The 11,321-nt window shown below is 58.1% G+C and carries 14 protein-coding genes; 1 reads left to right on the top strand and 13 read right to left on the bottom strand.

Going from position 1 to position 11,321, the window contains the following annotated elements:
- Positions 1–13: 13 nt before the first annotated feature.
- From HNQ50_RS12700 to dusA, 12 genes are all read right to left on the bottom strand, one after another.
- Entirely contained in the window at positions 14–940 is a 927-nt protein-coding gene (locus HNQ50_RS12700; RefSeq protein WP_184101252.1) for a tyrosine recombinase XerC, read from the bottom strand.
- Entirely contained in the window at positions 937–1,650 is a 714-nt protein-coding gene (locus tag HNQ50_RS12695) for a DUF484 family protein (RefSeq protein ID WP_184101250.1), read from the bottom strand. The genes HNQ50_RS12700 and HNQ50_RS12695 overlap by 4 nt, the downstream gene beginning before the upstream one ends.
- A 64-nt stretch (positions 1,651–1,714) precedes the next feature.
- The gene (gene dapF / locus HNQ50_RS12690; protein ID WP_184101248.1) at positions 1,715–2,545 is read right to left on the bottom strand and encodes a diaminopimelate epimerase; all 831 of its coding nucleotides are present in this window, start codon (positions 2,543–2,545) and stop codon (positions 1,715–1,717) included.
- 81 nt (positions 2,546–2,626) lie between these two features.
- Positions 2,627–3,040 (bottom strand): CoA-binding protein, encoded by a 414-nt coding sequence (locus HNQ50_RS12685; RefSeq protein ID WP_184101246.1) that lies wholly within the window; start codon positions 3,038–3,040, stop codon positions 2,627–2,629.
- A 130-nt stretch (positions 3,041–3,170) separates the two neighbouring features.
- A complete protein-coding gene (locus tag HNQ50_RS12680) occupies positions 3,171–3,554 on the bottom strand; it encodes a Rid family detoxifying hydrolase (protein ID WP_184101244.1) in 384 nt (127 codons plus the stop codon).
- Positions 3,555–4,129: 575 nt separating this feature from the next.
- Positions 4,130–5,317: a radical SAM family heme chaperone HemW gene (hemW, locus tag HNQ50_RS12675; protein WP_184101242.1), complete on the bottom strand. Its 1,188-nt coding sequence runs from the start codon at positions 5,315–5,317 to the stop codon at positions 4,130–4,132.
- Between the two features lie 45 nt (positions 5,318–5,362).
- Complete coding sequence (locus tag HNQ50_RS12670) at positions 5,363–5,680, bottom strand: hypothetical protein (protein ID WP_184101240.1); 318 nt, start codon at positions 5,678–5,680, stop codon at positions 5,363–5,365.
- Between the two features lie 15 nt (positions 5,681–5,695).
- Positions 5,696–6,472, bottom strand: coding sequence for a metallophosphoesterase family protein (locus HNQ50_RS12665; protein WP_184101238.1), 777 nt, complete (start codon positions 6,470–6,472; stop codon positions 5,696–5,698).
- Between the two features lie 24 nt (positions 6,473–6,496).
- Positions 6,497–6,721, bottom strand: coding sequence for a hypothetical protein (locus HNQ50_RS12660; protein WP_184101236.1), 225 nt, complete (start codon positions 6,719–6,721; stop codon positions 6,497–6,499).
- Positions 6,722–7,318 (bottom strand): RdgB/HAM1 family non-canonical purine NTP pyrophosphatase, encoded by a 597-nt coding sequence (gene rdgB / locus HNQ50_RS12655; RefSeq protein ID WP_184101346.1) that lies wholly within the window; start codon positions 7,316–7,318, stop codon positions 6,722–6,724.
- 13 nt (positions 7,319–7,331) lie between these two features.
- Complete coding sequence (locus HNQ50_RS12650; protein ID WP_184101234.1) at positions 7,332–7,967, bottom strand: retropepsin-like aspartic protease family protein; 636 nt, start codon at positions 7,965–7,967, stop codon at positions 7,332–7,334.
- Positions 7,964–8,920, bottom strand: coding sequence for a tRNA dihydrouridine(20/20a) synthase DusA (gene dusA / locus HNQ50_RS12645; RefSeq protein WP_246428689.1), 957 nt, complete (start codon positions 8,918–8,920; stop codon positions 7,964–7,966). The genes HNQ50_RS12650 and dusA overlap by 4 nt, the downstream gene beginning before the upstream one ends.
- 187 nt (positions 8,921–9,107) lie before the next feature.
- On the opposite strand from dusA, the gene HNQ50_RS12640 reads away from it, so the two are divergent.
- Positions 9,108–10,223 (top strand): site-specific integrase, encoded by a 1,116-nt coding sequence (locus HNQ50_RS12640; RefSeq protein WP_184101230.1) that lies wholly within the window; start codon positions 9,108–9,110, stop codon positions 10,221–10,223.
- Between the two features lie 35 nt (positions 10,224–10,258).
- On the opposite strand, the gene HNQ50_RS12635 is transcribed toward HNQ50_RS12640, so the two are convergent.
- Positions 10,259–10,513: a pyocin activator PrtN family protein gene (locus tag HNQ50_RS12635; protein ID WP_184101228.1), complete on the bottom strand. Its 255-nt coding sequence runs from the start codon at positions 10,511–10,513 to the stop codon at positions 10,259–10,261.
- Between the last annotated feature and the right edge of the window lie 808 nt (positions 10,514–11,321).

Here is an 11,321-nt window from a genome sequence, read left to right as displayed (position 1 = left end):
GTCGTCGTCCAGATCAGAATTCGTCAGATAGCGGCGCCTCAGGGGCGCCGTTGTCGTCTTTGCGCCGCGCGCGCGGGTGATGGGCATCGTAGCTTTTGGCCAGCACCTTCCAGTCCAGATGGGTATACACCTGCGTGGTGGACAGGTTGGCGTGCCCCAGCAGCTCTTGCACCGCGCGCAGATCGCCCGAGTTTTGCAGTAAATGGGTGGCGCAACTATGGCGCAGTTTATGCGGATGCAGCGGCTCGGCAATGCCCAGGCGTGCTTCCCAGGTCTTGAAGCGGGCCTGCACGGCGCGCGTGCTCAGTGGTTTGCCATGCTGGCCGACAAACACCTGGGTGCAATCGGGCAGGGCGATCAGGGCGCGCTCCGTCAGCCACGCCTCAACGGCCTCCCGCGCTTTGCTGCCAACGGGCACCATCCGCGTCTTGTTACCCTTACCGGTAATGCGTGCCAGCCCACCGGCCAGATCAACATCGGCCAGTTGCACGCTCACCAGTTCAGAGACCCGCAGGCCTGACGAATACGCCAGTTCAAACATGGCTTTGTCACGCGCACTGAGGGTGTCGTCATCTGGCATGTTTTCCAGCAAGCCCACGGCGGCGTCCTCAGACATGGCCTTGGGCAGGCGCTGGCGTTTGCGCGGTGGTTTGACGCTGCTGGCGGGGTCCAGCGGCCAGGCCAGATCGCGCGCCATCAGCTTGTAAAAGGTACGCCAGGCCGACAGCATGCGGCCTATCGTATACGCCGACAGCCCGCGTGCCGCGAGCTGTCGCACAAAACCGCGCACATCCAGCGCGGTCAGTTCCTTGAGCGGTTTGCTGCCAGCCAGCGTCATCAGCTCTTGCAGATCACGCAGATAGGCTTTGTGCGTTTGCGGGCTGGCGTGTCGTTCGCCTTCCAGGTACTGCGCAAAGCGGGCCAGCAGCTCATCGTTCATGGCAAATCGTCGATGACCGGCAGACCGGCATCGGTCACTTCAGCAGAGAGTACGGGGGGGCCGGAAGGCACAACCCGGCGGATGGCGGCGGCCAGCAGCTCGGACAAGCGCTGCAGATACAACGTACCCATATCGGGGAAGAAGCGGTCCGGGTCATTGCTGGCCAGCACCATAATGCCAAACGGCTGGTCGCTGGTTCTGAGGGCAAACAGCGCAAACGATTTGAGTTCCGCTCCCACGCCTTCAAACCATTCCACCACCTCGTCCGTCACATACGGGCCGCAGTAGGGCGAAACCAGGTTGTTGGCCAGCTTGTAGACGGCTTCGCCCACCGGGGTGAATTCCCGCAATTGCGCATCTGCCGGCAGCCACAAACGCAATGCCACGTGGGGCACCAGAAAACGTTCTTTCAGATGGTATTCCAGCGTGCCGACTATGCCGGGCAGGTCGTTGGCCTGCATCAGCCCGACCGCCAGCTTTTGCAAGAGGTCGGAGATCACATCGTTTTCTTCACCGAACTGCAGCAGTTCGGCCATGCGCATTTCCATCGCGCGGTTTTTCTCGCGCAAGGTCAGCAATTGGCGCTCGGCCAGCGATACGGCCTGGCCGTTGTGGCTATGGGGGACGAAAATATCGGCAATCTCGTCGGCATAGTCTTCAAAAAAACCGGGGTTTTCCTGCAACCATTGCATGACTTCCTGGGCTTGCATTGTCCGCTCTCTTTCTGCCAATGAATTGATTTGATTGGTGTTTTGTTGTCGATGGCCGGTCGGGTCAGACTTCAATCTGACCCGTAAAGACGCTCACTGCCGGGCCGGTCATCATGACCGGTGTGCCGGGGCCATGCCAGCTAATGGTCAGGTCGCCGCCGTGCGTGGTCACGCGTACCGTCGGGTCCAGCAAACCACGGCGAATGCCGGCCACCACCGCTGCACAAGCGCCGGTGCCGCAGGCCAGAGTCTCGCCTGCGCCGCGTTCATAGACACGCAGTTTAACCGCGCCCCGGTTGAGGACTTGCATGAAACCGGCGTTCACTCGTTGCGGGAAGCGCGGGTGGTGCTCGATGACCGGCCCCTGGCGTTCCACTACGCCGCTGTCGACGTTCTCGACCACCTGCACGGCGTGCGGGTTACCCATGGACACCACGCTGATGTCGACCTGTTCACCCTTCACGTCCAGCGGGTAGGTGATGCTGTCGGCATCGGCAACAAAGGGGATTTCATCGGGCAAGAAACGCGGTTCGCCCATGTCGACGGTCACAAGGCCATTGGCCTCCAGCTTCGGGCGGATGACACCCTTGGCGGTATCGACCACGATCTCGGTTTTGTCGGTCAGGCCCTGATCAATCACAAAGCGCACAAAACAGCGGGCGCCGTTGCCGCAGTGTTCTACTTCGCCACCGTCCGAATTGAAAATGCGGTAGCGAAAATCCACGCCCTCGCGTTCGGCGGGTTCGACCAGCAACAACTGGTCAAAGCCGATGCCAAAATGGCGATCGCCCAGCTTGCGGATGGTCTCGGCGGAAAGCTGCAAGGACTGGCGCACGCCATCGAGCACGATAAAGTCGTTGCCCAGGCCCTGCATCTTGGTAAAGGTCAGATTCATATCAGTACTTTGTGGATCGTTATGCTCAGGCTAAACGGGTGTCTGTCCGCTGGCAAGATGACAACGGGGTTGCTCGGTGCATTACAGACATAAACGCATGTATTCGATCTTGATGCACTTATCCATCACCACCGTAAGCCCCGCCGCACGGGCACGCTCGGCTGCGGCGTCGTTCACGATGCCAAGCTGAATCCAGATGGCGGGCGCACCGATGGCAATGGCTTCATCGACGACGGCATCGACTTCTTCTGCCCGCCGAAACACGTTCACCAGGTCCACCGCGCCGGGGACATCCTTGAGCGTGGCATACGCTTTCTCGCCCAGTACCTCAGTGACCATGGGCCGCACGGGCACGATCTGGTAGCCGGCGCGCTGCATGACCTGCGAGACGCCATAGCTGGGGCGATCCGGCTTGGGCGAAAGCCCGACGACGGCAATACGCTTGACCCGTTCGAGCAAGGCGCGGATTTCAGCATCAGAGGGATTCTGGAACATGGACGGCTCCGGGCGGACGATGGGGTAAGCGATCAGATGTACGATCAGATGTAGATAAGGCCGCGCCGGATGAAAACCAGCCCGGCGCGCACGGCAGCCGGGCTGGCGGAATCAACGCGGCGTAACGCGCTTATCTGGACAGTACCAGCACCGCATCCGCTTCAACCACGGCACCCTTGGGCAATGCTGCAGCCTGAATGGCCGCACGGGCCGGGTAGGGCTCGACAAAGTATTCGGTCATGATTTCGTTCAGACGGGCAAAGTTGCCCAGATCGGTGACGAACACGCCCAGTTTGACGATATCGGACAAATCGCCACCGGCGGCTTGCGCTACGGCGCGCAGATTGGTGAACACCTGATGGGCCTGGGCATCAAAGCCATCGACCAGGTTGCCGGAGGCCGGGTCCAGACCAATCTGGCCGGACAGATACACGGTGTCGCCCACTTTGACCGCTTGCGAGTACGGGCCGACGGCTTTGGGGGCTTTGTCGCTGTGGATGATGGACTTGCTCATGATGGGCTCCGGCATAAGGCAATGAGGTAGAGCGGGGAACATAACCTGGGGGAGGGGCGCTGGCAAGGATAGGGGGTGGCTTTGCTGTTAACCCTCCATTCCTGCGGCGGCGAGAATCCGGCGGCAATGCTGTCGGGGAGCGCAGGGCTTTATCCCTTGCCACGGACTCGTCATTCCGGTCCTCGGCGGCCCCCTTGCGCCGGAATCCAGTTCTGCCACAGCAAGTGGCCTTTGCCGTGCTTCCGTAGGGTGGAATCGGAGCGGAGCGACAATCCACCGCCTGCGATGTTTGCGTGTCAGCGCCTGGCGGCGCGGGCGCTTAAAAGCATTTGATACCCGCGGTGGCGGGAGCACGTTACTTTCTTTGCGTCGCCAAAGAAAGTAACCAAAGAAAGGCGACCCCTGCGACAGCGCCCTTCGGGTTCCCTGCGCTTCTCGCAAAGTCCGGCTGGCTCCAGGGAACTCGGCCTTTGGCCTCAAACACCCTTACGCCAAAACCCCGGACTTCGCTGCGATGCTCGGCGCTGCCGGAGGGGAGGCATGTCAACCCCAACCCCATCGGCTGTCGCGGCCTCTCACTCCTCCTTCAAAAACCGCTCCAGCAACGTATTCAGAAACCGCCGTCCACGTTCGGTGGGGGCAATATGGTGCAGGTCACGGCTGAGCAAGCCGTCAGCCACGGCGCGTTCCACTTCATGAATCACTTTGGTCAGTGGCAAGCCGGTACGCTGGGTGAAGAGGTCGATATCAAAACCATCAAGCAGCCGCAGGGCATTGAGCATGAATTCAAACGGCAATTGCGTAAGCGTCACGCGTTCTTCCGTCTGCACGGCGTTGCCTTGTGCCATGTGCGTCAGGTATTCGGTGGGCTGCTTGTAGCGCATCTGGCGGATGATCTTGTCCGGAAAGCTGATCTTGGCGTGTGCGCCCGCGCCGATGCCCAAATAGTCACCAAACGTCCAGTAATTGAGATTGTGCTTTGCGCGGCGGCCTGGGCGGGCAAAGGCGCTGGTCTCGTAATGCTCGAACCCCGCTGCCGCCAGATGAGCCTCAATGGCGTCCTGCATGTCCGCCGCCGTATCGTCATCCGGCAGGGCGGGCGGGTAACGGTGAAACAGCGTGTTCGGTTCCAGCGTCAGATGATAGGCCGAGAGGTGCGTAGAGCCAGCGGCGATGGCGGTGTCGATATCGCTGATGGCCTGTTCCAGCGTCTGCCGGGGCAAGGCGTACATGATGTCGAGGTTGAAGTTGTCGAAATGCTGGCGGGCAATGTCGATGGCCTTGTGGGCCTCTTCATCGTTGTGAATGCGGCCCAGCGCTTTGAGGTGATCGCCGTTGAAACTCTGGATGCCAATCGACAAGCGATTGATCCCCGCGACACGGTAGCCGGCAAATTTTTCGGCCTCAAATGTGCCCGGATTCGCCTCCAGCGTGATTTCTGCATCCGGCTGCAGGCGCAAGCGGGCGCGGATGCCGGCCAGCAGGGTTTCCATGGCATCGGCCGAGAACAGGCTGGGGGTGCCGCCGCCCATGAAAATGGTGTTCACCTGGCGGCCCCAGATCAGCGGCAGACAGGACTCCAGATCACGCAGCAGCGCTTCAATATATTGCTGTTCCGGCACGCCTTCGCGCACGGCATGGCTGTTGAAGTCGCAATATGGACACTTTTTTACGCACCACGGAAAGTGGATATACAACGACAGCGGCGGCAGGGCGGTAAGGCCCCAATTGGCGCTGGACGTAGGTTGCAGAATGGCTTGCATCAAAAACCCGGTATCAGGGCAGGCGGTTGGGCCTGCCGGTAAATGTCATTCGTCGGTGGCTGCAGGTACAACTTTGGCCAGCAAAAAGCTGCCGTCGTACAGTGCCAGGCGCCGGCGCACGCGGTTGCGCCGGTCTACTTCGTACAGCACTTCAAAGCCGTCTTGTTCGCGCTCTGGCCATTTGCGTTGTGTGGTCCAGTGCAGCTTGTACGCCGCCGACTGCGCCAGAAAATCTGGTTGGGCCAGCCACTGGTTGGTGACAATGTGGGCCGCCGTTTCTTTCCAGCGCATCCAGTCGGCATCCGGTTTGGCGCGGGAATAAAACACCCCGGCCACTTCAAAATCAAATACAAATTCCTGCATGAACTGCGGTTTCCTTCATTCTTCGATCGTGGTCACCGCAATGCCCGGTTGGGCATAGCCGGTGGCCAGTGCATGGGCCCAGTCCGGGCGGCCATTGGCGTTTGCTTGCGCAACAGCGCTTGGGTAGTCGTAAGGCACGGCCAGTAGTTCTGCAAACCATTGGCCTTCACATTGTTCGCAAATGGCGTAACGGGCGTGGGGCGCGCCGTTTTCGATCAGATGCGGGTAAGGGTGTTCATCATCGTAAGCGGGCAGGCCCACGCTGCCAGGGTTCACAATCAGCTTGCCATCCTGGGTGGCGACGATGCGCGGATAGTGTGTGTGGCCACAGGCAATGACTTGCGCGTCAATGGGGCCCAGGCGCTGGGCGATTTCATCGGCATGGGCCAGTCGCACGCTGCCCGGCACCACGGTTTCCAGAAGATACGCCAGATCACTCGTCGGCGTGCCGTGACATAAAAATACAGCCGGCCCAAGCCAGGCCGTGCCGGGCAGTGTGGCTAGCCAGGCCAGGGTTTCAGGATTGACCTGACTGCGTGCGTAGCTATCTGACGGGCTGCTTTTTTCTGGATGGGCCGGGTCAACGGCCAGCAACTGGCGTTCATGATTGCCAGCCAGTTGCACCCAGCGCTGACGCATCAGGAACTGGGCGGTTTCTTGTGGCCATAGCGGGCCGGAAAGGCTGTCGCCCAGATTCACAATGGTACTGATACCGCGGCTGCGGGCGTCAACCAGCACGGCGTCCAGCGCCGGCAGGTTGCCGTGAATATCTGAAACCAATGCAAAGCGCATGGCGTCTCCAGCCTGGATTCCGGTCTAATCTTTGCCTGCCCAGGGGTTCTCCAGGGCATCGACCATCCGGTGCAGTACTTCACGCATCTGGGTGGGCGCGACTTCCATCAACAGGCCGTCTTCAAAGGCGTCCTGCATCATCTGGACAATCTCGTCCAGGTTCTCGTTCATGACTTTGACTTTTTCCGTGCACGAAACCACGCTGCCATCGTCGCGCAAAAACACTGCCCAACGTTTTTCATCCGTCATTTAAAAACCTTCCTCCCGCAATTTGGCCATCAGCGCGGCCAGGGCTTTACCTCTGTGAGAGATGAGGCCTTTTTCTTCCTGCGTCAACTGGGCGACGGAACGATTGTATTGCGGCACCAGAAACAGCGGATCGTAGCCAAAACCACCCTCACCCTGCGGGGCTTGCAGCACGTAACCATGGCAAGAGCCATCGGCAATCAGCGGTTGCGGGTCATCGGCATGGCGCACCAACACCAGCGCGGCGTAATACCAGGCGCGGCGATCTTCGTTGCCAGCCAGCGCGGCCAGCAGTTTTTCGTTATTGCGGGCATCTGATTTGGGTTCACCGGCGTAACGGGCCGAAAACACGCCTGGCGCGCCGCCCAGCGTAGCCACGCAAATGCCGGAATCATCCGCCAGCGCGGGCAGCCCGGTCAGGCGTGAGGCATGGCGGGCCTTGGTCAGGGCGTTCTCGATAAAGGTAAAAAAGGGCTCTTCGGCCTCCGGCACATTCAGTTCACCTTGCGGCACGATCTCCAGATCAAGCTGGGCGAACAGGTGCCGGAACTCCTTAACCTTGCCAGTGTTATTGCTGGCCAGAACAATGCGTTTCATCAGGTGTTATCCCTTGTCAGTGCATGCGCGTGAGCAGCATCAGATTGTTCTCCCGACGCACGTCAAACTGCGCCATCACCGACATGCCAATCAATGCCATGGGCGAGTTATCGGTATCAAGTACGGCGGCTGACACATTGTTGAGTGTCACGGTGTCCAGGCGAATCGTCGGCACGGTGACCATCCAGGTTCGTACCACGCCATTGGCGGTTTGCGTCGCACTGGGCAGGCCGCGCTGGTAATTGATGTGTAAATGATCGGCCATGCTGCGGGTCAACGTCAGATAGCTTGCGCCCGTATCAATCATGGCGCGGACCGAGGCATCACCCACGGAGAGCGAAGTAAAGTACATGCCGCGCGCGTCCGGACTCAGAATCAGCTTGTCGTTGCCCGCATCGGCCGGGCGATAACCTTCGCCCAGGCGCAACTGGCGCTGTTGCCCATTGATCACCACCGTGGCGATATCCGGCGTCAGGTTCACCAGTCGCACGTTCTGCACGGTTTGCCCCACGGCCAGCAGCACTCTCTGGCCGTCGATATTGATCATTGCCTTGCTACCCATGGCGGCCAGATAAGTGAGCGTCATGGCCTGCGCCGCCAGCGGCAGCAACAGGGCTACGGAACACAACAAGCCGGCGATGCGGTGTCTCATTCGGTCTCGAAAGCAGGGCGGATGGTCTGGGCCATGGCCGCTTCGATCAGCGACCAGTTGGCGTCTTTGAGCAGTTTGGCATCGGACAGCATGCGCCGCCACTGGCGCGCGCCATACTGCCCCTGGTACAGCCCCAGAATATGCCGGGCGATAAAGCGCAACGGTGTACCGGCCTTGAGTTCTGCCTCGATAAACGGGCGCATGGCTTGCATGATGTCTTCGCGCGTGCGCGCAACCGGCGCGGCACCATAAAACAGCGCATCGACTTCGGCCAGGGTAAACGGGTTCTGATAGGCCTCGCGCCCGATCATCACGCCATCAACATGCTTGAGGTGTTCTGCGGTGTCCGCATGATCGGTAATGCCGCCGTTGATGATGATCTCAAGGTGGGGGAAATCACGCTTCAACTGATACACGTAATCGTATTTGAGCGGCGGAATCTCGCGGTTTTCCTTGGGCGAGAGCCCTTTGAGAATGGCATTGCGCGCATGCACCACAAATGTATTGCAACCGGCCTCAGCCACGTGCCCGACAAAATCGCGCACGTAATCATAGTGCTCGACATCATCAATACCGATGCGGTGTTTGACGGTGATATCAATGCCCTGCACCGCATCCCGCATGCCCTTGACGCAATCGGCCACCAGTTGTGGCTCGGCCATCAGGCACGCGCCAAAGCTGCCAGACTGCACGCGCTCAGACGGGCAACCTACGTTCAGATTGACCTCGTCATAGCCCCAATCCTCGGCAATCTTCGCGCACCGCGCCAGATCAGCCGGATCAGACCCGCCCAGTTGCAGGGCCAACGGGTTTTCCACCTCATCAAACCGCAGATGCCGCATCTTGTCGCCATGCAAGATGGCACCGGTGTTGATCATCTCGGTATACAGCCAGGCATGCGTGGACAACATGCGGGCGAAGTGGCGGTAGTAACGGTCAGTCCAGTCCAGCATCGGGGCGATGCTGTAACGGCGAGATGGCTTAATCTCAGTTTTTTCGGGCTGTTTGGTTTGGTCTTGCGTTTGATTTTCTTGCGGCATTCGGTGCTATTTAGCTGGGTTTGGCGGGGTTTGTTTTTGCCATGATGCTACAAAAGTGCTACAAAAGATCTTCTCTTGACTCATGTAGCACCGGCAAATCATGGCCACCATCACCAAGATTAAGAATAAGGACGGAACATTGTCCTATCGCGCGCAAGTCCGGGTCAAACGGGGCGGCCGACTGGTACACGCGGAGGCGCGAACCTTCCCTCTGTCAAAGCTGGCCGAGGACTGGGCGGAGCGTCTCGAAAAGCAGCTTAAACAGGAGGGCGGCGTTGAAAAAAGGAAGATTGGAAGCCGTACTTTAGCCAACTATTTGACGCTGTATGTGCAGCGTTCAGAAGAGCTCAAGCCCATGGGGGCCACAAAACGCAGCGTCTATCGAGTGCTGTGTGATTCGCCAATCAGCGACGTTCCGGTGATGGACCTAACCCCCGCCAATATCATCCAGCACTGCAAAGAGCGCGCAAGGCTTGGTGCAAAGCCCCAGACGGTGATGCAGGATGTGATCTACCTTGGTGTCGCGTTAGGCTCAGGTTCTGCCTTGTTGGGCCTGCCTGTCACGCGCAAAGCGGTCGATGATGCGCTGCCATTATTGAAGCTCAACAACCTGGTGTCGAAGTCGAACGAAAGAGAACGCAGGTTAGTACCGGGCGAGTTTGAAAAACTCATGGTGTTTGGCGCAAAGCGCGAGGCAATGCCAAACGCTTTTGTACCTATTCGCGAGCTGATCCGGTTTGCCATTGCGACCACGATGCGGGCCGGAGAGATCACAAGCATTCTGCGGGCTGACGTTGATCGCGTTAGGAGAACGGTATTGATCCGGGATCGCAAAGATCCAAAAAACAAGATCGGGAATAACCAGCGCGTGCCCCTGCTGGGTGAAGCATGGGAAATCGTGGAGAGACGCCTTGCCGAAGGGCCAGCCAACGAGCTGCGCATCTTCCCGTACCACGAGGACAGCATAGGGAACGCGTTTCGCTTGACCGTACTTGAGGCGGAAATCCAGGACTTGCGGTTTCATGACCTTCGCCACGAAGGTATCAGCAGGTTGTTTGAACAGGGTTACCAGATTCAGGAGGTCGCCATTGTGAGCGGCCATCGAGACTGGAAGAACCTGAAACGCTATACGAACTTGCGTGCTCACGATTTGCATCGCGATCAGCCCGCTTCCTCCCAAACTCCTCCAATTGAGGGGAGAACTGATCGTCGCTGAGCTGCAGAGGGTTGATCTTGGCTGATCCCTTTGGGCTATACGGCGCTGCGCTCCCAGGTAGATCGCGCCGTTTCGGCAAGGTCGTCAATGTACCTCGCCAAATCCTCAAGGCGCACAAACAGCGGCGCTTTCTGGCTGTCCATCAACCGCATGGTAGGGAAGGGCAGGGTGTTCAACCCTGCGCGGCGGCGAGCCTCCTTGTCACTGATCCCAAGGTATTGAGCACCGACATCCTCAAGCGGAAGAAGCGCTTGCCCGTGGACGGCCATTAGCGCAAAAGCAGTGTTCATCGAAGCCCCCATTTTCCTCTTTCCCCATCGTTGATTGGCGCGGCCACTGAACCAGACTGGCCAGTCTTGCCAATTCGGGTGGCTAGTACCGGAAACCCGCAGGCACCCAACCGTTCCGCAGTGTTCGCTGCCCCTATTTTCGTGTTTTTGGACGCAAGGTCAACTACGGTGTTTGGCAGAAAAGGAAATTACTGCACGGCTTTTATTTTTGCTTTTATTTGTGGGTAATTCCTTTTAAAACAATGGGATGGTTTATGGTTTTAGGATTTTCTGGAAAATGAAAAAAGCACAGCTGCAGTATCTGTGAATGAATTTCTAACTGTCTCATGAGACCGATAAATCTGTCTTCTGGAGTGATGGTAGATAAAGAGAAATGGTTTTCTGACCAATTGAACAGTTTTTTGTCATTGCGATTTTCTAACTGACGAACGGTTTTATTTCGATTCGCTGGAGTGGTATTCGCTCAGCGACTGACTTTTCTGAGATGGTCGGTTTTCACAAGGCAGCTTGCTGTTCACATCACCAATGCCTTCAGATCGAAAGTGGGGATGGCGAATGACCCTTTAATCGCTCGACGATGATCAGTTATCTACAGATTTTTTGCCTCCAATAAATTGTTTTTAAATACTTGTATAACTACTTGGGGACTTTCGTGACATCCTCTGCAGGCCGCGCCGGTATTGGCTTATGAGCGTTTAAGCGTACGCTTAAACACTCCGATATTTCCGAATCCCCTTTACTAATCAATCTGCTAAATGAGTTTTCTATAGGGTAAGAAATCAAGAGTATTTAAGCGTGGATATCGGCG

This window comes from Silvimonas terrae (genome assembly GCF_014202765.1).
Lineage (GTDB): Bacteria > Pseudomonadota > Gammaproteobacteria > Burkholderiales > Chitinibacteraceae > Silvimonas > Silvimonas terrae.
This window is presented reverse-complemented; position numbering and strand designations above follow the sequence as displayed.